Origin of the sequence: Mucilaginibacter psychrotolerans (assembly GCF_004519315.1) — a bacterium.
Classification (GTDB): Bacteria; Bacteroidota; Bacteroidia; order Sphingobacteriales; family Sphingobacteriaceae; genus Mucilaginibacter; species Mucilaginibacter psychrotolerans.
Window position 1 is genome coordinate 156,130 of sequence record NZ_SOZE01000009.1, and the last position, 25,185, is coordinate 181,314.

Genomic DNA, 25,185 nt, shown 5'->3' on the forward strand with positions numbered 1-25,185 from the left:
TTACCAGGGCTCTAATGATATATCTTACATTTATTAAAGAGTTAGTTCATCTATAAAAAATGGCTTTTGACAACGCATTTATTTCTAATTCCGGGAAAATACAGGTGGCTTTTTTAAGGAGTTTATTCGTCTCCTTTATGTTGTTTTGCGCTATGCCCTTTGCTTTTTGCCAAAAATCCCCGGGGGATTCAAAAGCTGTTTTACTTGCCGCATTAAAAGACGCCGGGTCTGATACGAACAGGGTAAGGTTACTTTATGAATTAGGCAATCATTATCTTTATTTGCCGGGCGAAAAAAAAAGTGATCTGGACAGTGCAATAACTTTTTTTCAGCGAGCAATTAATGCAAGCGATAAAATAAGATCTGATGAATGGCATTATAAAATACTAGTTAGCATCGGCGTATACCATTTAGAGACTGGAAATATAGACGCGGGACGGCGCATTTTGCAAGAAACGATAAAGTTCTACCAGAGAACTGGCGCGCAGAATATGGAGGCAAATTCCTGGGAACTGCTTGGCGGATATCTGGTTAATAACAAATTAAACAAGTATCAGTCAGAAGGACTAGCTTATTATGAAAGGGCTAAGGATCTTTATAAAAAGACAGGAAATCAATTTAAGATAATAGAGATCAACATTGGCAAGGCAATAGTTTTGGTAAATGAGAGGAAGTACCTTGAGGCTGAGGTAAGTTTTTTAGCCATTCACAATGGTTTTAAACAATTGAAGTATTACGGAGCCGACGATGGGATAGTCCTGGACTGGCTTGCGCTTATCGCTTCATTGAGAAGTGATTTTGAAGCAGAACTTCATTACGCACTGGAGAATTTAGAGATTTTGCAAAAGCATCCTGAAAATTTTTCAGACATCCGGCAAGAGGCTCTGTTTTTTCGCCTGTCAGGTTTATACCGCGAGGTAGGAAATATTGCAAAAAGTGAATTCTATGCAAGAAAACAGCTGTTAATTTCCCTAAAACTAAAAAAAGATTACACTTATAGTTTAGATAATCTTGTGCCTAGTCTTTTGAAGCAGGACAAGCCATTTGAGGCACTTAGAATTTTAAAAGAAACAGTTGAAAAAACGCCTCCTGACGCAGTCCAGAAAATAGATGTATACCAGTTGTTCGGCAAAATTTACGCTGCAATGCATAGTTATAAAAGGGCTGAGGCTTATTATCGGCTTGTCATTGAACATTATGAAAGAATGGATCCGAAACGTCTGAATTCTGAATACAGGTACTTCGCTTATCAAAGTATAAGCGCCTTTTTTGTTTCAATTAAGCAATTCAAAAAAGCTGAGCGATATTTAGATGATCTGAAAGCTAAACCGCCGCATGTATCACCATTGCAAAGAAGTAAAATAGCTATTTTACAGTCAAAGGTTGATTCTGCAGCAGGCAGATATTTCGCTGCGTTGCAGTATTATCAAATCTATAAGCGCTTGAATGATTCGATTTTTAATGTAAAAAAAAGCCAGCAGATAAGTAAACAGGAGCTCTCATTCGAAAACAGACAAACACAAAATAAGATCAAATTACTGGCCGCAAGAAACAGGTTTAATTTGGCGCAAGAACAAAGGGCTAATCTCCAGAGGAATATCATTGCATCCGGCATACTTATTTTGTTAATAATTTCCGGCATTACAATTATCAGCGTTAGAAATAAGATTAAAACCAGTCGTTTACTAACGAATAAAAAGAACAAGATCGATCAGCAAAACGAAGACCTTCAAGTTTTACTGAAGGAAAAAGAAACATTGATCGAAGAAAAAGAGATATTACTTTTTGAAAAAGATACACTCTTAAAGGAAGTTCACCACCGCGTTAAGAACAATCTGCAGATCGTCATGAGTTTATTGAGTACGCAGCTGGAGTATCTGGAAAGTGAAGATGCCGTTATAGCTTTGGAGGACAGTCAACAGCGACTACAGGCGATTGCTCTCATTCATCAAAAAATTTATCATGAAACAGGGGGAGTGAGTATTCAGATGCACCCTTATATTACTGATATGGTTGCAGATCTTGAGAATATTTTCAACGTTTCTAAACGCAACATTTCTATCAAAACGATTGTTGATGAGATCGATCTGGATATAGATCTCGCTGTTCCTGTTGGATTGATTTTGAATGAGGCAATTACAAATGCTATAAAATATGCATTCATTGAAATGGGCGGAACAATTGTTATTTCCATGGTAAAATCAGATAATGTAAATCATATTCTTACTATTTCAGACGATGGCAAAGGTTTGCCAGACGATTTTGACTTTGAAAAAGTAAATTCTCTTGGAATGGTTATAATGAAAGGACTTGGCACGCAGATAGGCGGATCTTTCGAAGTAATTAACGACAACGGACTCCAGCTTTCCGTAAAATTTCCGGTAAAGGAAAAACAATTTCTGTCACGTGTCTAAAGCTGCCCCCGGGCATACAAACAAATATGGCACTAAATAACTCCTGCAAATTTGTATATAACTTCTGCTCTACCAGTATCCATCTAAATATACCACAAAATACCTGATCCATACATTTATTTTCCAGAAGTCTCATCGTATTTTCAGGCTCAGGTACAATCTGCTGATCGCACTGAAGTGTAAGCTTCATTTGGCGTTTAACCGCCTCTGAGATAAACAGTAGCGTACCGGATTACTGCCCGAACATGACTACAAAAAACTTCTTTACAGTAATTTTAATCTTACTGATGAACCGCATGCTGTCCCACGCGCAAAACACGGAACCGCGGCTTACAGTAATACAGGAGGAAGAAACTAATCCGGCTCCCCTCCTCAGAAAACTGAATAACATGTCTCCGGATACTAACCAGGTCAAACTGCTGCTTAAAACCTCACACATTTACTGGCACCGGCAAAAAATATCAGGTCCGGCCCTCGATACATGTATGACTATGGCAAAAAAAGCGTATGAGCTAAGTTATTCTCTGAAATATGTAAACGGAACTAACGAGGCCGCATTTATGTTGTGCAAGACTTATATGTTACGTAACAGACCGGAAATGGTCGGCGGGTTCCTGAACAGAACATTCGGCGAAGAAAAAATCCGGTTGCTTCTCGTTATGGCTGAACACTACACCGCCGAAATGGCTTCTGACCCTAAGGAACTGGAAAAGGCATATCCATTGATAGCAGAGGCAACCTCGCTAAGTGCAAAGATACGTTCTGACCGATGTTTAAACGAATGCCGGATGCTCCTGTCCGGATTTTACTTATCAAAAGGCGAAATTAGCCAGGCCCGAAAGATATTACTCGATAACATTAATGCACTCCATAAGAAAAGAGACTATGCGGCCGAAGCACGAAACTGGTCTTTTATAGCACACCAGTTTCCTGAAAATGAAGACTCTTATCCCTTTATCATTCATTGTCACGAGATGGCAATAAACCGTTATTTTATGACCGGAGATAAAAAAAGCGCCGGGTATGGATTGAGAGACCTTGCAGTAGTTAATGCCAATCATAACCGAACCGAGCTGGCAGGAAAACAGTTCCGGGAAATGTTATCTGTTTTCGAAAGTATACATGAAAAGATTTCCAGAAGGACCTATTATTTAATTGCAGAATATTATAGATTCACCGCCCAGTACCATCAGGCGCTCCGTTTTGCTCTGAAAGCGCTGCAGACTCCGGAAGCATATGATGAAAGGCGCATGATGGTTTACAGGTCTCTCGGGGAAACTTATGCTGCACTTGGAGATTATCAGAAGGGTTTGAAATATTATCAAATATTACTGGACTTTCAGCTGGCGCAAAAAAGCGGAATTGCTTATGTATCAGCTTATCGAATGGCCCATATTGAAAGCGAAGGGGGAAAACCCCGGGAGGCGCTGTCATCCTTGAATCGGTACATCAGGTTTCATCCGCCCCAAAATCTAAGCCAAAAGCAGCTTTTTTATTCCTCCTACGGTGACCTTTACAGGCTAATTGGCGACTACTATAAAGCCGAAGCATATTACAAAAAGATGCTTGCAATTGACAATGCTGTTAAAATCGAAAATGGCAAATACCTGCACGGCCATGAAATAAATGTTACAGGAAGCGGCGCCTTATATTTAATGGGACGATTTTATGCAGAACGTGGACAATATAAGGAAGCAAAAAAGTACCTTAAGCAATCACTTGTCAATCCTCAATATTTTGACGCACAACAAGAGCTGGATACCTATAAACTCCTCTTTAAAGCAGATTCAGCACAGAAAAATTACCTTCTTGCAATCCGGAATTTTGAACGTCACAAATTAATGTATGATTCGATCAACAGTATAACACGAAACAATCAGATTGCCGAATTAAGTATTCGTTACCAGACTGAGCAAAATAAAAAAGATATTAAATTACTGGAAAGTAAACAAAGGGCGCAGCAGGCCGAACTAATGCGGGCAGCGACATTAAGAAATGTCATTCTGGGCGGTGCGGCTACGCTCTTGCTTCTGGCAGTTACGGCGTTTGCTGCTTACCGCATAAAACAGCGAAGTAACCAGAAACTTCACGCGCAGCAGCTTGAGATTAACCATCAAAACAGGGAACTGCAGAGCTTACTTTCGGAAAAAGAGATTTTCCTAAAAGAAAAGGACTGGCTTCTCAAAGAGGTACACCACCGGGTAAAAAACAACCTGCAAATAGTCATGAGTCTGCTGAGTACACAATCCTTTTATATGCAGAACGACCATGCAAGGGAGGCTATTCTCCAAAGCGAAAACCGGGTGCAGTCGATTGCTCTGATTCATCAGAAACTTTATGCCAGTGACAACTTGGCCAGCATTCATATGCCTGCCTACATTGATGATCTGGTAACACATTTAGGAGAAAGTTTTGACACCAGCACCCGGCGGATTACATTTAATCAGCGAATCGAACAAATAAATATTGATCTTTCACAGGCTGTGCCGGTAGGCCTTATCTTAAACGAAGCCATTACAAATGCGATAAAGTATGCTTTTAATAAAACTGGCGGCGAAATAGCTATTGTACTCAGGCGAATTAAATCGGATGACGTTGAGATAAGTATCTCAGATAACGGTAAAGGTCTGCCCCGGGATTTTGATGTGCGCGCAGCGAACTCGCTTGGAATGGAAATGATGCTCGGTCTTAGTGCCCAGCTGAAAGGCACACTCGAAGTTAGCAATGGTTCAGGCACATCAATTCGTTTAAAATTTCAATTGCTCCCCAAATTAACCATTGTTTAAAGGCATATCTTATAAACGCAGCTTTTTCATAGTTATCCTCGCTCCCGTCTGCTCATCAGTGATTGCAATCGCCTGACCAAAACGATATAGTTCAGCAACCAGCTTATGGAAAAGCTGCCCTTTTTATATCGATGGTTACCATATTTCAGAGTGATCATTCACTTCTTTACCGGAAAAGGCAATCACGTAAATGAGTAAAAAAAGGCAAATCAATAAGGTGGCGTGGGTAATATAATAAACGAAATTTTCCATTTTAATGAAGGTTTAGTTATTCTTTTCCTGCTATTAAGCCGGTAACTGAGAGCGGTGTTATCCGCCCTCAGCCCTGCTTTCAATTTATCAATGCTGCCTATTTAGTGGCTAATGCATAAGCAACACGCACGCCCAAAAAATTGACTTTACTGCTGTTTACGCTCTTTGCGAACTTGGTAGACGCCTCATAACGAACCCCTGCATCTATGAAACTGTTACTGCCGCCCAAAGGAAACTTCAGGCCAGCTTGTGGCGAATAGATAAATGCAGCCGTCCTTTCATATTCAACATCTGATTTATTTACAGCAAAGGCGGCACCACCTTCCGCCTGTACATAAAACAGGCCGACAGGAAAATATTTGATACCAGCCTTTACCGGAATAAGGTGAAGGTCAGTGTTGTTATCCTTTCCAAAAAAATTATTGTATCCCGCGTTCGCAGTTATATACCAGTTTGCAGCGACGGGGATGTCTGCCTGCAAAGAGCCGCCCAGGTTCCATTTATACTTATCGTTAAAGTTTCCCAGAGTTAACCCCGATTCTACCCCGGCACTATAGATAATGCCGTTTTTCAATTTGGACTTAGGCTCTTCCTGGGCTTTTGCTGCAGTGACAAGACCCAATAGTGACACGAAAAGAACTGAACTTTTTAATGAAGTTTTCATAGTAGTTGTTTAATTGTTATATATTATTTGTTGATTACGAATTGCAGGACCATTATTTATAGATGATTAAAAAGACTTCCTGGACGTAAAGAAAAACGGCAAGCATCCTTCCTTTTACAAAATCGCGTAATTGCCGCCCGGATCCGTTTTTTCTCCACCCGGGTGAAGTATTAAAAAAAGCAATCCGAAAAAAACCGGATTTGAACTTTCCTTTAACCTTTCGCTCCTGTCTGCTCTTAATGCTGGTTAATACTTGTATCGTACTCATCGCTCTGAAATTACGGCCCGGATCATTAAACATGTCCAATGTATAATAGCAGATACATAGCACATGCCATATTTTAAAAGCTTGATTATAAAGAACTTGCGAAAAAAAGCACGTGGCTATAATGCGAAATATCGAATTTTGGCGAGAGACTCAACGAGATATAAGTATTTAGCGTTTCCCGCGCCAATCGAAAACTTAACTTCACAATCTATTTGACGCTGGTGCAGAGAAAGCTGCAGATGCTTTTTATGCTGTTCTAAAACCTGGGAATTTAATTAAGCCTTTTCTGCCGGAAGTTTAAAGGTCTCACCGGCGTAGATTTTATAGCCGGCCCTGTCGCAGCTACGGTGAATTTCATTTAAGACGGATATATTTTAGCGGTAAATCTGAAACATCAAACTAATGCTCTGAATATAATACCTGTTGATTTATACATCATAAATGTTCCTGAAATAACCCGCGTGTCATAATCGGCCGGGCCTGTAGAAAGTATCCGGCGCCCTCAGCAATACGCCATATCGGAAGTTTCGCTAATAGGACGATTTAATAATCTGGGATTGCTGGAAGGCAGAAGTGTGTTACATGAAAACAATCTGTAGATTTTGATGAGCTTACTCAGTACATAATTGTCTTATATATGATAAAAGGCCAGTGGGCCATCGAAGAAACAGCAAAGAGTTTTTCCATGCCTTGATTCAACGTAAACATTAAACTGATTTGACGATTTGGGTATTGACATGCATGCCTGTCTTCAGGACCAGGATGAACTCCGATAAAATCGTATAAATGCTTCCGGCTCCGGAATAATTTTTATAAAAACAATTAAAATTATTCTTATTAACGCCGAAGAATCAATAACCGTGGGAATAATACTTATGAAAAGATAACTGATAGCTTTCAAATAATAATAATAATAATAATCGATTCCTCAAATAATAATGATGAAAGGATTGCGAAGACGACTACAGAGCAGTTCAAAAATTGCTGATCGTGAATGCTGTGGTTTCATTCAACCTTGCCGCAGTCTGCCCCAGACCTTTGACACGGCATGTAAATGAGCAAATTCAGCAGTTGATTTTTTGCAGTAGAAGCTCCTACATGCCCTCCTTTATGAATTTTTGTATATCCTTTACCCTGGGAAAATCCGGTAATGCAGGCGCCATGTCATTCAGGAATGCATCAATGGAGGCTTTTACCTGCTTGTCATTATCATCCAGACCGTTCCATAAGATATGCCCGGTATTCCTGAAATATTGTACTCTTTCTATATTCGGATTCACGCGCAAAAGATCAAGCGGAGCATTTCTTTCTATATAAGAGCTTCCGCCAAGCATTAACATCGATCTTACCCGATAACGCTCAAACGGGGTTTTGAGATCTTTGTTAAGTAGTGTGATTTGCGGCTGTATGATTCCAACCACTGAAAAATTAATCACATTGGGTTCGACTTTGGGGACTCTCTCAGCGTCCTTTCTTGGAAAAGACTGGAGAAAAAGCTTTTGAACGAGGTCCGGATGGCCTGCAAGATAATTAATCACCTCATTTTGAGAAGTAAACCCGCCTTTAGGGTTAATCATCATACCAATGATGATTCTGATCGGAAGACTGACATCTCCGGCAAGTGCATTAGGAGACTTCGCGAAAACAATTGGACTGGAGGACGGAACCGTTACTCCCGGCTCCACATATATGGCTTTATATATGCGACCAAAGGTATTCTTGTCTGACGCCAGATCTGCCAAAAGCGAACCTCCGTAAGACTGCCCTATAACGATATACTGATCGGCATGGATGACATCAGTAATCGCTGCAAAGTCGCGCATATTCCGATTGTGGGAATACTCGGACTTAGACAGCAATCCGCTTCTTCCGGCACCTGCCTGGTCGTATAAATAAACATCATATCCATCACTCGCAAATGATTTAAAAAAATCCAGGTCCAGTTTCCTTACATAAGCTCCCGGGCCGCCGTGTAGAAAAATTATCGGCGTCGATTTTTTTAATGAACCTTTCTTTGCTGCTATTTTATAGTATGCAATGTCACTTCCCGTTTTTAAATGCCAGTATCTCGTCGGCACTTCTTTAAAATCAGGCGCTCGTTTCGGATTGTCATCCGAAGCCACCGGAATGGCCGTATGTACGATAAAGATGATAAATATCGAGAATAAAAATATCATGATGTATCGCTGCGTCCCGCGCTGAATTATTTTCTTTTCGATAAATATCGCTAGGTTAACTCCTGCTGTTAATCCCGCGCCTAATGCTGCGATAGTGCCATGCTGGGCACCATTACTGATAACTATCAGCATTAAATAAGTTATAAGCCAAAATAATCCTGCTGCGATTATTTTAATTAAATAAAGCAGAAATGCTTTTACTTTGGATTTTCCTTTACGATCGAACATCTTAATGGTATTAATGGTAAATAAGCAGCGGCCTGAAGTCAGACCATAGCCTTATTGTTTTACAGCTCCGGCCAATATATCAACCGTTTCTTTGAGTAATCCGGGCAAATGCGAAAAACTCGTATTCGTCATAGACAGCCTTCCCCCGATCGTTACCGCTCCCACTGTTTGCTCTGCCCCGGTTCCGGAAATAACTATTGGTCCCCACAAAGTTTTGATTTGATATATTCCACTTGCATCCTCCTGAACCCGGCCTAAATTGCTCAGCATGAAATCAGTTTGGATCCTCTCTTCAACACCTTTCACGATATGAGAAAACGCTACAGGCTGCAGAAGGGCGTTTCTAAAATATCTGACGTAAGCTTTCACCTCATCTATTGATGCCGCGCTTTTCAATTCTGAACCAATCCATCGTGCAAACACCCAAAAATTGTCATCATTTACAGGTTGCATACTGACATTTTTCGTAATAACATTTAGCACAAACTCGCGCTGTAAGCCCAGCACGTTCCGGGCCGACACCGGCAAGCGCGCAACAAGCGGTCTGTCGTAAGGCACTTCGCTAAGCTTATTCAAAGCAATCGCTACAGCCGCATTTAAAGCACTATTAACGGTTGTGCCTTCTGCTCTTGAGCGCTGCTGAATTGACGCAGTTAACGCTTCAGATAATTGTACTTTATCTATGAAAATACGAACCGAATTATTGTAACTTCTTTCCCGCAGCGTTCCCGAAGATGCAGGAATAAAATATGATTCCTGCTCTGTTACTTCCTCCAATAATCCATCCATAGACTTTGGCAACGTAAGGCAATCAAGCTTGAGGCCCGAAAGGATTTTCAAAAAATCCTGCATTAGGAAATATGCTGATATCCCATCGCCCAAACTATGATGGGAAAGTATCATAAGTATGGATTTATATTGCTTTTGCAGGATTATTATTCTGATGAGTGGCGCTTTGGACAGGTCAAATGGTTTAATCAGTTCTTCAGCTAACACAGCTGTCCAGGCCCGGTCATCACCAGCCGGGATGATCCTGTAAGGAATTAACCTGTCATGCGAGTTTAAAAACCAAAATTGAAAATGACTGTCTTCCGCAATTCTGTAGTTGAGCTGGGCATGCTGTCTTGCAAGCGCTTCAAATGCAGGGCCGACAGCCTCATCAGGAATTCTATTATCAAGTTCAGCAACTAGCGCAAACGTTTTAACGGCAATCTCATCCAGTGCCAGGTATAATTTTTCAACTGCGCCAAAGGGCCTGCCCTTTAAATCCGGCATATTGATTCTATTAAAAAGGTTATTTAGTTATATTCAGATTGACCTTAGGAACGACTAATCATGATTATTTAAGTGAACAGCATACAGCACCGTAAACTATGCATGTCAAGATAGACCATGTTCTATAGATCATGGTTCATGCTGCTTGATATGTCCCGCCATTTTTCGATTTCATCGGCGGTTTTCGCGGCGGCATTTTGAACCCAATCTATAGCATCTTTCCCTGCTAATAAGTGCAGCGGAGGTTCATCGATATGCGTAATGGAGATTGCAAGTTCAGCCAGTTTCCTGGGATCTCCCGGCTGGTTTCCATGATGCCCGCTTATCCTTTGTCTGACCTGTCCGACAGTTTCCGCATACTCCGGTATGATACGTTTACTTTCAGAAAACGAACTTTTCCCCAGAAAATCTGTGCTGAATAAACCCGGTGCCAGTGCCGTTACACGAATGCCTAATGGTGATAACTCCTTAGCCAGTCCGGTAGAAATTCCTTCAACTGCAAACTTGGTTGAACTATATATTGTCCACCCCGCCACGGCATCATATCCGAATAATGATGAAATATTTATAATGTGGCCAGATTTATTTTGACGCATAACCGGCAGCACTGCACGAATCACGTTTATTAATCCAAAAACGTTTGTATCGTATTGTTTTCTGACTTCGGCATCTGATGCTTCTTCCACAGCGCCTATCAAACCGTAACCCGCATTATTGATTAATGTATCTATTGTGCCAAACCGGCCAAGTGCACTCTGAACGGCCGTTTTAACAGTGTCCTCCCGGGTCACATCCATAGTAACTATGAATAAATCGGGATTATAATCGAAAGATTGATATAATTTTTCCGGTTCCTTTCTTACTGTTGCTATCACCCTGTCGTTATTAGCGAGAGCGGCACGGACCATTTCAAAACCGAATCCCTTCGAGGCCCCGGTAATCATTATCACTTTTCCCTTTTTCATTTCTTAAGTATTTAACACAAAATTTAATTCGACATATTCAAAAGAGGTAACGCTGACAAACTGCTCCAAACACATGAACCAGCGTTATGTCATTTTCTGCGTCAGCAGCTCTTCTTATCGCCTTTCAAAAGACTAAAAATTCATTCAGCCTTTTGGCTGTAAATGCTCTGCCATTTTATCCGCGCTTACGCCGAGTTCATTCATGACGCCCATTCCCAAATTGAAATCCGCACGGAAAAGATGACAGAACTGGCGATTTGTAATTTCATCCTTTAAGGGTCCTTCTATCTGACGCATAGATTCTGCAATATTTGCGATCAAATGTTTCTTATCCTCCGGAGATAATACATCCCGGTAGAATATTCCGGGCTGGCTGTAATGGTCATTTTCACCTTCGCCATTTCTGTCAAACCAGTCTGCTACAGGATGGACAATTGGTTCCGCAGGTCTTCTGTAAGCCGGGTCGGGCCTGATGTCATCAAAACTGTTCGGAAAGTAATTCGGCGACCGGCGACCATTGTCATCCACCCTCATTGACCCGTCACGCTGATAATTGTTAACGATGAAGGGGCAGCGATTGACAGGCAACTGTTCGAAATTTACTCCAAGACGGTAGCGCTGGGCATCAGGATAAGCCAGTATACGCCCCTGCAGCATTTTATCCGGTGAATAACCAATACCATCAACAATTCTTGACGGAGAAAATGCAGCCTGCTCTACCTCAGCGAAATAATTATCCGGATTCTGGTTTAACTCTAAAACTCCAACTTCTATCAAAGGGTATTCTTTCTGACTCCATACCTTGGTAAGGTCGAATGGATTAAAAGCATTTGAACCGGCCTGCTCAGCAGTCATCAACTGAATCTTAAGTACCCATTTCGGAAAATTTCCATCCTCGATTGCATTTAAAAGATCTCGCTGCGCAAAATCAGGATCTTCGCCTCTCATCAGCTTTGCTTCTGCAGAAGTAAAATTCTTAATGCCTTGGCAGCTTTTAAAATGGAATTTTACATAAACGGTTTCATCTTTATGATTGATCAAAGTATAAGTGTGACTGCCAAAACCATGCATATGGCGAAAGCCATGCGGGGTCCCCCTGTCGCTCATCAAAAATAACACCTGATGCAATGATTCGGGATTCAGGCTGAAAAAATCCCAAACCATTGTCGCGCTTTTGCAATTTGTAAAAGGGTCACGTTTTTGGGTGTGTATAAAATCCGGGAACTTTTTAGGGTCTTTTATGAAAAATACAGGCGTATTATTTCCTACCAGGTCCCAGTTTCCGTCTTCGGTGTAAAACTTCACGGCAAAACCTCTCGGATCACGTTCCGTATCCGCGGAGCCTTTTTCTCCGCCAACCGTTGAAAAGCGCAAAAGCACCTTGGTCTGCCTGCCAATCGCTCCGAAAAGCTTTGCTTTCGAATAAGCCGTAATATCCTGTGTTACCGTGAAAGTCCCGTATGCTGCGGAACCTTTGGCGTGAACTATGCGTTCCGGTATGCGTTCTCTGTTAAAATGAGCCAGCTTTTCATGAAGTATAAAATCCTGGAGTAATAAGGGACCGCGCGGGCCGGCGCTCTGGGTGTCCTCATGATGCAAATATGGTATGCCGGAGGCAGTTGTCAGATTTTTCATTTTTGTTGCGTTTGATTATTACCAAAAGTAACGTGACCGGCAGACTGCTTCAATGGCTGTTTCAAGCATTTTATGGTATGTTTCACAACCTTACCGGCTTCGTTTCCGCTGCCTTTCTAAATAATAAAGACATTATCGGGGAATATTTAGGAGCATATTCGACTCCGTCTATGGAGATAATGCGAAATATCGTCTCCTCAAAACCCAATAAAAACACGCAAAATGCTATAAATCAGTATATTAAATAACTGGCACTCACCTTGTCGTGCAGGTGCTGTCCCGAGAAAATTTTTTAAGGAATTCAGGAAAGAGAGAGAGAAATGAGAAAAGGTATTTTTTATTCGCTATTGCATTTTACTAATTTTTTTAATCCGGAATTGACGTTGCAACAAACCTTTTCGATATTCATTCCAAACACGATCATACTTAACAAAAAGTATCCGGTCCTGACAGTCAGCACCGCTGTCCCGGCAATTCTATTCCTGTTGATACTGATTATTACCGGAATATATATCAGGCATAAATTTCGGTTTAATGAACTGTTAATAAGCAGTCTTCAGTCAGAGCTTCAAAAGAAAGAGAATATGCTTGCAGAACGCAATACAGAAAAGGAATGGCTGATGGGCGAAATTAATCATCGTGTCAGAAATAATCTTCAGATTATCAGCAGTCTTTTCAGCACACAATCTGCCTATCTGGGCGGCCAGAATGTGCAAAAAACGATCAAAAGCACAGAAAGGCGTCTTTACACGATATCACTTGCTTATCATAGCCTGTATCAGTCAGAACTTCTCTCCAAAGTAAACTTGCAGCAGTACGTCGGAAGCCTCCTCGACTATCTGAAGGATGAATATAATTTAAATGAAAATATTCAGTTTGATGCCGGTATAGAGGAAGTATATCTCAGAATTGAAACAACTGTTCCGCTCGGCCTGATCATTTATGAAGCAGTGAGCAATGCTATTAAATTTGCATTCCCGCATTCAGGAAAAGGTAAAATTAAAATAGCGGTAAAGCAACTGGACGACGAAAGATTTATTCTTGCTATTTCGGACAACGGGGTAGGTCTTCCGAAGTCTTTTGACCCGGCTGAGGCGAGTACCCTGGGTACGAATCTGATTATAGGTCTTGGCCGTCAGCTGGGAGGCGAATGTCAGCTGATCGGCGAAAACGGATTGTCGCTGACTTTAAAATTTGCTAATATTGATGAAGGGAAATAAATGACAGCTATGAAAGAAAATATTCTCATTGTAGAAGACGAGTTTATCGTGGCAAATGACCTGCGGTTAAAGCTGGCAAAAGCCGGTTATCAGATTTGCGGAATTGCCCCTTCGGTTGAGGAAGCAAAGAAGATAATTGAGAAGTCTCTTCCAACGTGGGTATTGCTTGACATCTTTTTACAGGACGGCTCAATGGGAACAGACCTGGCCCCCATCTTAACAGAAAAAAATATCGGTTTCATCTACATATCTGCTAATACTAACCAAAGTGTTCTGGAATCGGCAAAAGCGACACAGCCCTACGGCTTTCTTGTAAAACCTTTTAGAGAAAAGGATCTGCTAATCATGCTGGATATTGCCCGTCAGAAACACCAGAGCAACTTAGACCTTTTCGCTCAGCGTGAGCTGATTTGGAAAAAACAGCTGGAAGTGATAATCATATCGGAAACTGAGGCAAATAACAAAATTATTCAGCTGCCCGGATTCTTTCAGTCATTTATTCCGTTCGATTTTATGCGTATATGTTTCAGAGCTAAAGGAAACAGTAAATCAAAAAGCCATAACTTCATTCGAACCGGCTTTGATGAATATGAACTTCTCGACGACAGGGAACTCCATAGCCGGATTTCATTCAGCACAAGTGAATCCGGAATTAGAATTCGGGACGCTCAGCATGATTCAAATTTTTATTTGAATGAGATCAATTTTAAAAGGTCTCTGATGGATGATATCTGGGAGAAACGTCTAAGCTCTTCTTATAATTTAAACTCAAAATTAAATTTCCATGTCCCCATTGAAAAATCCGGACCTGTAGAAATTTCGTTTTATAGCAAAAGACCGGACGGTTATTCAAAAACACAGTTATCGCTTTTGGAACGTACAAAAAGCTCCTTTGCGCAACTATTCGAAAAAACACTCATTAGTCCGCCTGTAGTACCGGCGGTCAGACAATCTCAAACGGCCGGAATTGTTTCGGGGCAGATTATGTCAGGTCACACGGGCATTAAAAAATTTGATGGTATCATCGGTAAAAGCCCCGCACTGCTGGAAGTTCTTGATAAAATAGAAATCGTTGCGCCTTCAGGTACCTTAGTGCTTATCACTGGCGAGAGCGGAACGGGTAAAGAACGCGTAGCTCAATGTATTCATAAACTTTCCCCAAGAAAAAACAAGCCATTGATTATTGTAAACTGTGCTGCATTACCACTGGACTTAGTTGAAAGCGAGCTCTTCGGCCATGAAAAAGGAGCATTCACAGGGGCATTTGAAAAACGCATCGGCAAATTTGAACAGGCAGATGGCAGTACGATTTTTCTGGATGAGATAGGAGAATTGCCTTTGTCTGCACAGGTAAAACTGCTGCGCGTACTCCAGGAAATGGAATTTGAACGGGTAGGTAGCAGCAAGACCACTAAAATAAATGTCAGAGTATTGGCTGCAACAAACCGAAATCTGGAAAAAGAAGTGTCCGAAGGTCGTTTCCGTTTAGATTTATACTATCGCTTAAATGTCTTCCCTATTGAGGTTCCGCCGCTAAGAAAGCGATTGCAGGATATTCCTCTCCTTGCAGAATACTTTATGCAGAAATTTACTGAAAGAATGGGTCGCCAGAAACACAATATAAGCAAAGATGCGCTGGATTCACTGCAGTCATATGACTGGCCGGGAAATATAAGGGAAATGGAACATTTAATCGAAAGAAGTATTCTGGATAATTCCGGGACAGAAATCACGTCTATCCGCCTGCCCGCAGTCCGTTTAAATTCATTACCGATTGATCCGCCCGCTCTTAAAATCAGTAAACTTAAAACTTTAGACGAAAACGAAGCGGAACACATCATTCATGTTCTGAAGGCTGTTCAGGGAAGAGTCGCAGGAGCAGGCGGTGCTGCTGAAATTCTTGGTCTTCCTGCAGGGACATTATACTCCAGAATGAAAAAATTAGGGATTAAAAAAGAATTCGATACGGATAATTAAGTTAAGTTAAGCCGAACAAGTAGCTTCAATTACATCACGCTTAACGCAAAAAGTTTTTTTTGATGCCGAGTCTCTTCATTTTGGAATTAAGCGTACTGGAAGGCACTCCAAGAAGAGCCGCAGCACCTTTAGGTCCGCTGATCTTTCCAAAGCATTGCTTTAACGTTCTTAAAATCAATGCACGTTCGTGCTCGTCTATAGTTGGAGTGGTCTCAAAGTCCTCGCATATAGCAGAATTAAGCGCTACAGCTTTCCCCGCCGGAAGTGTGACAGTTTTGATCGTACTACTTGTTGCCAGCAATACACTCCTCTCTATCTGATGCTCAAGTTCACGAACGTTTCCAGGCCAGCTGTATGCCACCAGTTCCTGCATGGCTCTCTGATTAATCGTATCTATTGATTTCCCTGTTTTTTTACCAAAACGATTAACAAAATGCGTTGCTAACACAGGAATATCATTTCTCCGGTCCCTTAAAGGCGGCAGGGTAATCGGAAAAGTACTCAGCCGGAAATAAAGGTCACTCCTGAAGCGTCCTTCAGCGATTTCGTTCTCCAGATTTCGATTAGTCGCCGCTATAATCCTCACATCAACCTTAATCGTGGTTCTTCCCCCTATTCTCTCAATTTCCCTTTCCTGAAGCGCGCGTAAAAATTTCACCTGTAATTCCAATGGAAGTTCCCCAACTTCGTCAAGGAAAAGTGAGCCGCCGTTTGCAAGTTCAAACTTGCCGATTCTCTTTTCAGTAGCGCCCGTAAAACTCCCCCTTTCATGGCCGAATAGCTCGCTCTCGATCAGATTCGCAGGAAGCGCGGCACAGTTTACTTTAACCATCAGTTTACTCTGGCGGAGTGAATGATTGTGAATAGCCCGCGCAATTAATTCTTTGCCAGTACCCGTTTCCCCAAGAATCAGCACAGTACTGTCAGAAGAAGCCACCTGGGAAACTTTCTGAAATACTTGCTTTATTTCAAGGCTTTCGCCAATGATTTCCGAGTAGTGATGAGATGTTTCGAGTTCCTGCTTGAGATAAATTTTTTCCTCTTCGAGTCGTTCTTTATACCTATTGATTTCAGATAACTGCTCCGCCACCTTGTCTGTCGTAACCAGGTCAGATACGGCAATGGCAAGCTGAGCACAAAGGCCTTTAAACAGTGGCTGATCGGCAATATTGGCGTCATATTCCTTTACAAATAAAATGCCCGCCATTTCTTTGCCTTTAAACAAAGGCACGCCGATAAATTCTGTAAAGGAACAAGCCTCAAAAAAAGATAAATACGGCGGAGCAGCACAAGATTCATGGATTTCGCCAATAGAAAATCGCTTCGCCGTTCCGCTTGCTTTCAGCTTTCCGTATATAATGTCATCGACGGGATAAAATAACGGAATACTGCTTTCCGGATCGCTTTCCGGGGTGCTTCCGCATTCTTCATTCCAGAAATATCGAAACTGATACTTCTTATCATCAGTAAACCAATGCAGACATATGTCTTCTATAAAACATAAATTTTTCAAGTAGTGATGAAATATTCTGCGCAGTTCGAACTTCTCCTTGACACCTGCTATGGCACCTATAAAATCAAGCAGATTGGATTTCTCCTGTTCCCGCTTATTAATTTGTTCATTAAAAGAAATATTAGAGATTGGCACTGCAAGCACATTTGCTATCTGTTCAACCAATTCCAGATATCGAACTGATCCGCCAGGCCTGCTGTCATACCAAAGAACCCAAAATCCAAGTATTTCGCCGTTAACGATAAGCTTAATGAATACAACATGTGTCATCCCGCATTCAAAACTTACACGCATATATAAAGGCATATCCGCATGTTCAGGAAACGCGGCTATGTCGATAATGAGCGGCTGATCAGATTTCAACGCAAGATCTGCTACACCATCGTACACAGGGGTGAGTGACGTTATATCTTTATATTTCGGATGATTGCTGGATTTGGACTCAGAAGGCAATACCCAGGGCAGTGCAAAAGTTTTTTCCTTGTTATCAAACAGAACAATCGAGCCATGAGAAAACCCCAAAACTGTTTTTAATTCAAGCGCTAAAACTTTAAGCAGGTCAACGGGGTTTCGCGCAGATGATACCCTCGTACTCAATGAAAGCAATAACCCTTTTTGCCTTTCATTATTTGCAAGTCTTTCATTAATCCGGATGTTAGCAATTGCGATCGAAAGCTGATCACCTATACCTTTGAGCATTTTCAAAGGCCCCGGATCTATTGCCGCTTCTTCCTGGTAAAACATAATCCAAATCGCAAGCATTTTACTATCATGCATGAACTTTGTTACTACGGCCGTTCTTAGGTTACTTTCAGGAAGAACACTTTTCCAAAACACTTCATTTGCCGCCGTCCGCTCAATAATTTGCGGCTGATCGTTTTCAGACAGTATGTACTTAATGGTCCCCGGCAGCGCTTCGGGAAAAGGTTCATAACAGAAATATGGCTCTCCGACATCATGTTCGGGTAAAAGCACTTCGTAGGATTTGTCGTCTTCCTCAAGCATGGCCATGTAGCAGCATTTAAACCTGAAAACACTTCTGAGTTTGGTGGATACGAGCTTTACCAGCTGAAAATAGTTTCTTAAACCGGATGAATCATTGCTCAGGCTAATAAGCAATTCATTTTCTTTTTGCTTTTCAGCAATTTCCAGATTGGCGTTGATATTGTAAATTGCCGTTGAGAACTGGTTAGCAATCCCTTGGATAAAACTAAACTGATTCGACTTAACTGTTCCGGCGGAATCGAAAAACAGGACGCAATATCCAAAAACCGCGACGCCGTCGAAGAGCCTGGCAATAAGTATTTCCTCGATCCCGCTTTCCAGGTTAACTGAAACGAATTTGGGCATCACTTCAAAATCATTGTTTTGATTTTCGGAAATTATCACAGGAACAGGAGAGGCATCTAAAAAATTAATAAAATCAAGACATTGACTGATGTCCTGACGCTGCAAATGCTGGTACTCGACGTGCTCCCTGGCTTTTGATCCGGGATCGTTTAGAAACGGGACGACACAATTATCTGACCGCTTTATACTTAAAGAAATATGTGTAAATTTAAGAATAGGCTTGAGCCGCTCATTGATTACCTGAATAAGCTGGCCTTTTTCCCTGACCGCAGCGATGTCTTCGCTCAATGCAAGTAAAAGTTCATTTTCGCGTTTTCGATGGGCTATTTCCTCATTGTAAAGGATATTAGAAACTGCCTTGGCAATTTGATAAGACACTTCTTTAAACAAGTGGAGCTGAGGTTCGCTGAAAGCACATCCTTCAGAAAGATATAAACTGAGAACTCCAATCTGCCTGTTGTCATTTCTCAATGCAACTAAAACGGCCGTTCTGATTCCATCTTCACATTCTGATCTGAAAAATGCTGATGTACCCGCTGTTTCAGCAAATTTATCCATGTCCATAACCCGCACATCTGTTGTCACCAAAAGCTGGGAATAAACCCGTGCCCCCTTAAACTGCACATCGTTCCCCAGACTGAAATTTTTAACATTCGTGCCGGTATGCCTGTCAGAAAAATAGATAAAGGGTCGGCTTTCATAGTCCTCCTGGTCAACAAATATCGATAGGTTACTAAATGCAAAAAGCTTTCTGAGATAGGGTTCAATAATTTCAACGAATTCTTCCTTGCTTTTCACCGTTGTCAGATCGGAACTTAAATCCATCAGTTTATCCCGCTCGGCTTCCCTGAGCTTGAGTGATTCGTTCATTCTGATATTGGCTACGGCGATGGATATCGGAGCTCCGGCAGTCCTGAGCAATTCCAGGAAGCGAGGCAGAACAGGCTGTTCTGCTGTAAATGCGACACACCATATGCCCATCATTCTGGAATCAACCCGTAATGCAAGCATCGCTATTTTCTTAATTCCCGAGTCATAATTAATTTGCAGATAAAGCGGAAGCTGGCCCTGCTCGTTTAATTTTTCAAGATCAAATACTACAGGTTTACTTGACATCAGGGCCTTGTTGAACACACCGTCTGCAATGTTGACATGCATTTGTGTAACAGTTTCATAAGAAGGATGATATTGGGATCTTGACTGAGAATCCAACAGCATCAGACCTACAGTCATTTGATCATCATGGATTTTGCATATAAAATGATGTGAAAATTGAAATAGCGTTAGCAATCTGGTCCTTATCAGATTAAGTAAATTTCCTTTATCGCGGGTGGCTGCAAGGTCAACGTTAAGAGCCTGGAGCACCTCATTTTCCCTCCTTGTACTTTCCAGCTGGAAAAATGTATTTACACAGTGAACCGTAGCAGCGAGCTGGATCGAAACCGCATCCAGTATCCCATCAGGCATATCGGTTATACTATGCCCTTTATTAAATATCATCACCCAGAAACCAACCATTTCCGCGCCGCGCCGCAAATTTACGATTACCGCTTCCCGGTAACCGTTCCTGTGGAAAATGCTGAAAAATGGGTGAAGGTCTTCCTTATCAGCATACCTGTCAATGTTTAATTTAAAAAAAGGTTCTAAATCGTTTGATCTCAGAAGTTTTTCATAAAAATACCTGTAGCTGTCAGCCCCAATGGTATTTGGAGAGTGAGCGGTTTTTACTGTCTGGTCTCCGTTCAGGAGCCCGCCGTTTGCAAAGTAAAAATGATACTCATTGGCAGCTTTGCCATCCCTTGTATAGATTATGGCAGAATCCTTCAGGTTAAACAGCGGATTAATCTGATGTTTCAGCACATCTCCTAATAGTTTAGGTCCCTGTACCTTGATCAGAGCCTTATTTAGTTTATAGACCCTTTCTTTGCTTTCAACAAGTCGCTCCTTTTCACAACGGAGTAAATCAACAAGGTTAGTCATCGTTATTTTTGGGACGGGCCTTGTTACATGATTTTCGTAACATCCTAAAATCAGTACGCCATAACGATTAGTTGCTGAATAGACCGGCAAAAATTGGAAGCGGGTAAGGGAATCATCAAATGCAGGCAAACTGCCGGAATGATTTTCCAGCCCCTCTGTCGAAAATTCCGCAGAAGCGTTCCCCTTTATTTCTTCCTCAGCAAATTTTTGCAGATATAAATGCAGTGCATTACCGAAAATTTTCTTGCTGCAGCAAAAACACGAACTCCGGAATTTATAGTCGCCGACAGGATCGTATATAATCTGGGTATACCCCGCTCCTGAGTCTTCTCTGATTTGCTCAATTATTTCTAAAACACTAATTTTCAATTTAGTGCCTGGTGAATTCAATTTTTCTCCATTGATTTTAAAATCATCGGTTGCTAAATGCTCAGGTTTTGACTGATGAACTGGAATAGCCATATAAAAGGCGCTTAAACTTAACTTTATAAATGCTGATTACTTAAATGCAAGACTTTATCAATACTTTACGCTTGACCGTTCTGCCCCGAAAACTTAAAATTATGCGGCAATTGTCCGTTTAAAGTCAGTAAAGCGCTCACCTGTAATGCGTTTAAAAAACTTGCTGAAATGTGACACATCGAAAAACCCAAGTTTATAGGCAACCTCTTTCATATTTAATTCGTCATAGGTCATCAGTCGCTTAGCCTCGACCAGAATACGCTGCTGAATAAAATAGCTTGTCGTATTTCCAAGCGTGTCCTTAACAATATTATTTAAATAAGCGGGTGTTACAGCCATGAGCTTCGCGTAATCAGCCGGCATTTTTAAAGTAGCAAAATTCTGATCCAGCAAGGAGAAAAAACGCTTTGTCTGGCGAAGGCATTTTCCCTGACTAACGGGATTCATCTGAGAAGTCGCACGGTTTAGAAATGAAGCAAATACCTGAAACAGCCCCCTGACAACTTCCTCCTTCATACCACTGTCGCTGTTAAATTCGAAAATCAGGCGATCCATAAGATCCTTCAAAAATCGATGTTCACCTTTGGGTACCTGTACCTGGTCCTGCTCCCCCAGATTCAGGAACAGGGACTGAAGAAGTGCAGAAGAACCGGTCGACAACTGTAAAAAATCATGAGAAAAAGATAAAACATAACCACTCGTAACATCTTGCTGAGGAAGAGTGAAACTGTGCTTGGGTTTTATAACGCCAACCTTTAAGGAATCGATAGCAATCTTTCTTTTGTCAACCATATATTCAAATTCCCCTCTGCTTACGAATAAAATCCTGTAACGTGCATCTGTCCTTAGCGCATTTTTCTGAAAAGCGGCTTCATCACCTAATCTCTGAATGTTAAAAAAATGGTGTTCGCACGAAACGACTGATCTATTTACAATGCTGGGAGAAAAAACTAAGTTGGTCATGACAATTGTGTTAATGGTGCAGATAAATTCTGCCAGGCATTTTACCAATTCCATGCCAACCACTCAATTATTTGATTACCAGTAATTTAAATATATTTTAGCACATTGGCGATTTTGCGATATATCGCTAAAATCAATTCATTCAACTTTCAGACTTTGAAATATCAAGACTATGCGGAATCTCCGTATTTCGTTTTTTAATACCATCAGGCTATTAAAGACTTCCACAATAATGCGCGGCAACAGGACAAAAGAAATAATTTGACCGATAACATCGGGGACAACAGCGGACTATCAAAACGCCGTTAACGCCGGGGATAATATATTTAGTGATATATCGCTAAATATGGGAATGGCCCGTCCGGTTCGCTCTTAATTATACCACAAAATATACCATCTGTACATTGCTGTCTCCGTCCGGGATATTTACCTTGCGGTCCGCTGCGCCTCATGCATATGCGTAACCACGGTACACTATGATTTATATTTGCAAATGAACAATAAAAATTGACCAGACGCGACAATCACTAACACATTATGATCCGGTTAAAAACAAACTTCAGATGCTTAAACATATATCCCCATTGATGAGGACTAGGCTAATAATATATTCCCGTATATTCCTCATCTGGGCACTTTGCATAAACTCGTCGGCAGTATTTTCCCAGGATTCAACAGTATCAAAAAGTGACAGCCTTAAAATTTATGAATTGCTCGGATCAGCTCAGCTATTGATTGATCGGCCTGGCGAAATTAAAGCTAATTTTAATCTGGCTGAGAAGTATGGACGCCACGCTTTAGCCTTAAGTACAAATCTTTCTTATCAAAAAGGTATCGGGCAATCTTTTTTTACGCTCTCTAAAATATCTAAAGCGCGCAAAGATATCCGCAGCGGCAGCGATTATCTGATGAAGTCGATCAATGTATTTAGAGCCGATTCGTCCCTCCGTGAATTTGAAGCCGACGCTGACATAGAACTGGCCAATTATTATGGAATTAATGAGGCTGGCGACCTGGCTAATAAAATACGACTTTATGAACAGGCAGCAAATTTGCTTGCACTTAAATTACCAAATTCCCTGAAACTGGCGGATGCGCTGAAATATCTCGGCGACCTCTATAATGTTAAAGAAGATAATGAAAAATCAATCTCTTCGCTTCAAAAGGCGCTCAAGATTTACAAAAGTCTGAAATATGACAAACTGCAAGATATTTATTGCCTGCTTGGAGCTGTACTAAATAGAAATGGCGCGTCCAGAGAAGGCCTCAGGTATTTACAGCTGGCTGAAAAAGACGCCGTCAGGTATCGGGACAGCAGCTCCACCGTTACTACGATGTACAATCGGATGGGGAATATTTACAATTCACTTAATCAGTATAAGCAGACAAATAAAGCGTTCGAAAAATCGATCATTTATGCAAGGAAAAACCACGATAAAGACGCGGTTCTGATGGTGAGTGCGAATTTGGGCTGGAGTTATCTGCGCGTGAATAAATCTGAAAAAGCTGTAAGGGTAATTAAAGAAGCCCTTTTAAGCGCAAACCGGAAGGATACCGCACATATTATAAATCTAAACACAACGCTGATGGAAGCTTACATCCAGCGGCATGACTTAGCTAACGCTTCAAAATGCAACGCTTCTATTAAGGACATGATAAGGCAATTTTACCTGTATGATTTTTTACTTATAAACTACCATCATGCTGCTGCAAAACTTTATTTAAAATTAAGAGACTTCACAAACTGCCAGTCGCAAATTAATGCCACAAAGACGATAACTAACAGAAGCAGCAATATTCGGGATATGGCCGCAGCAGAGAAATTGCAATACCAGTTAGACTCTGCCAGAAGCCGGCCTTGGGAGGCATTGAAACACCTTAACCTGTTTATGCATCTTAACGATTCTTTAAATACACGTAATCATGACCGCGAAATCAATCAGCTTCAAATAGCATATGAATCCGAGAAAAAGGATCTGGATATTTCTTCGCTTAAACAGCGTGCATCGCTCAGAGAAAAAATACTTATCAGCGAAAAGGCTGCGCGAAATTTTTCAATGGCCGGCATGGCCCTTTTTCTCATACTTACGCTTCTACTGTTCAGCCGCTACCGGCTAAAACAGAAAACAAACAGGGAACTTCAGATTAAACAAAATGCGATCAATGGACAGAATCTGTCGCTGAAACATTTACTGAACGAAAGGGACTGGCTCATCAAAGAAGTGCATCACCGGGTAAAGAATAATTTACAGATTATTATAAGCCTGCTTGATTCACAATCATCTTATTTGCTGGATGAAAATGCACTGGTAGTTTTGCGTGAAAGCAGGCATAGAATGCATAGCATCTCTCTCGTCCATCAAAAATTATATCAGGACGAAAACCTGACCGGTATAAATATCAAAGATTACATATCAGAATTAATCGGTTTTCTTAAAGACAGTTTCGGTATAGAGAAAAAAATCCGTTTTGAACTTGATGTTGAACCTCTGCTATTTGATGTTTCCCAGGTGGTACCTCTTGGATTAATCCTGAATGAGGCTGTTACCAATTCGATCAAATACGCCTTTCAAAACCAATCAGAATGCGTAATCTCGATTGCTGTAAGGGCAACCACAGACAACTTTGTAGAAATTTCGATTGCGGACAATGGCTGTGGTCTCCCTCCTGATTTTGATATTGACAGCTGTTCCAGTCTCGGAATGAATCTAATCAAAGGACTCACTGCACAAATACAGGGTAAATTGTCAGTATTTAGTGCAAATGGAATGCACATATGCATACAGGTGGAACGCCTGAGAACGCTGGGCAGTAAACCTGCTCCGGGCTACGAAATATAAGGTCGATACGTCTCTTAAACCCTGCTCAGCTCCAGGCGACCGGTGAAGTGTACGGATGTTTAGCAGAAGCCAGCTGCAGACAGATCTGCACATGGTTAATAAATAGCTGATTCGTACAGCAAAAACACTTTTCCTTACTTTTTTCGAATTTATTAACCTGATACTTTTGTTACAGGCCTCACAAGGTATTCCGGCGATACGGATGAAGCAAATAGT

At 41.3% G+C, this 25,185-nt stretch carries 12 protein-coding genes; 5 read left to right on the top strand and 7 right to left on the bottom strand.

The window, feature by feature from the left end; translation table 11 throughout:
- The first annotated feature begins 59 nt into the window (after positions 1–59).
- Together E2R66_RS11465 and E2R66_RS11470 are read left to right on the top strand one after the other, a co-directional pair.
- Positions 60–2,414 carry a histidine kinase dimerization/phosphoacceptor domain -containing protein gene (locus E2R66_RS11465; protein WP_133230528.1) on the top strand — a complete coding sequence of 785 codons (2,355 nt, stop codon included), beginning with the start codon at positions 60–62 and terminating at the stop codon, positions 2,412–2,414.
- Positions 2,415–2,659: 245 nt separating this feature from the next.
- Entirely contained in the window at positions 2,660–5,200 is a 2,541-nt protein-coding gene (locus E2R66_RS11470) for a tetratricopeptide repeat-containing sensor histidine kinase (protein WP_133230526.1), read from the top strand.
- A 349-nt stretch (positions 5,201–5,549) separates the two neighbouring features.
- Here E2R66_RS11470 and E2R66_RS11475 read toward each other — a convergent pair whose 3' ends face one another.
- The 5 genes from E2R66_RS11475 to E2R66_RS11495 all read right to left on the bottom strand — a co-directional run bounded on the left by E2R66_RS11475 (position 5,550) and on the right by E2R66_RS11495 (position 12,664).
- Positions 5,550–6,116, bottom strand: coding sequence for a hypothetical protein (locus tag E2R66_RS11475; protein ID WP_133230524.1), 567 nt, complete (start codon positions 6,114–6,116; stop codon positions 5,550–5,552).
- 1,362 nt (positions 6,117–7,478) lie between these two features.
- Positions 7,479–8,789, bottom strand: coding sequence for an alpha/beta hydrolase (locus E2R66_RS11480; protein ID WP_133230522.1), 1,311 nt, complete (start codon positions 8,787–8,789; stop codon positions 7,479–7,481).
- A 51-nt stretch (positions 8,790–8,840) separates the two neighbouring features.
- Positions 8,841–10,064 (bottom strand): condensation domain-containing protein, encoded by a 1,224-nt coding sequence (locus E2R66_RS11485; RefSeq protein WP_133230520.1) that lies wholly within the window; start codon positions 10,062–10,064, stop codon positions 8,841–8,843.
- 122 nt (positions 10,065–10,186) lie between these two features.
- On the bottom strand, positions 10,187–11,029 hold the full coding sequence (locus E2R66_RS11490; protein ID WP_133230518.1) for an oxidoreductase: 843 nt from the start codon (positions 11,027–11,029) through the stop codon (positions 10,187–10,189).
- Positions 11,030–11,173: 144 nt separating this feature from the next.
- Complete coding sequence (locus E2R66_RS11495) at positions 11,174–12,664, bottom strand: catalase (RefSeq protein ID WP_133230516.1); 1,491 nt, start codon at positions 12,662–12,664, stop codon at positions 11,174–11,176.
- 320 nt (positions 12,665–12,984) lie between these two features.
- Here E2R66_RS11495 and E2R66_RS11500 point away from each other — a divergent pair, with 320 nt between their 5' ends.
- A complete protein-coding gene (locus tag E2R66_RS11500) occupies positions 12,985–13,884 on the top strand; it encodes a sensor histidine kinase (protein ID WP_133230514.1) in 900 nt (299 codons plus the stop codon).
- A 9-nt stretch (positions 13,885–13,893) separates the two neighbouring features.
- Entirely contained in the window at positions 13,894–15,861 is a 1,968-nt protein-coding gene (locus E2R66_RS11505) for a sigma-54 dependent transcriptional regulator (protein WP_158288390.1), read from the top strand.
- Between the two features lie 40 nt (positions 15,862–15,901).
- Here E2R66_RS11505 and E2R66_RS11510 read toward each other — a convergent pair whose 3' ends face one another.
- Together E2R66_RS11510 and E2R66_RS11515 are read right to left on the bottom strand one after the other, a co-directional pair.
- A complete protein-coding gene (locus tag E2R66_RS11510) occupies positions 15,902–21,166 on the bottom strand; it encodes a sigma 54-interacting transcriptional regulator (RefSeq protein ID WP_133230510.1) in 5,265 nt (1,754 codons plus the stop codon).
- Positions 21,167–21,265: 99 nt separating this feature from the next.
- Positions 21,266–22,129 carry an AraC family transcriptional regulator gene (locus tag E2R66_RS11515; protein ID WP_158288391.1) on the bottom strand — a complete coding sequence of 288 codons (864 nt, stop codon included), beginning with the start codon at positions 22,127–22,129 and terminating at the stop codon, positions 21,266–21,268.
- A gap of 710 nt (positions 22,130–22,839) precedes the next feature.
- On the opposite strand from E2R66_RS11515, the gene E2R66_RS11520 reads away from it, so the two are divergent.
- Positions 22,840–24,969: a tetratricopeptide repeat-containing sensor histidine kinase gene (locus tag E2R66_RS11520; protein ID WP_158288392.1), complete on the top strand. Its 2,130-nt coding sequence runs from the start codon at positions 22,840–22,842 to the stop codon at positions 24,967–24,969.
- Positions 24,970–25,185: the final 216 nt, after the last annotated feature.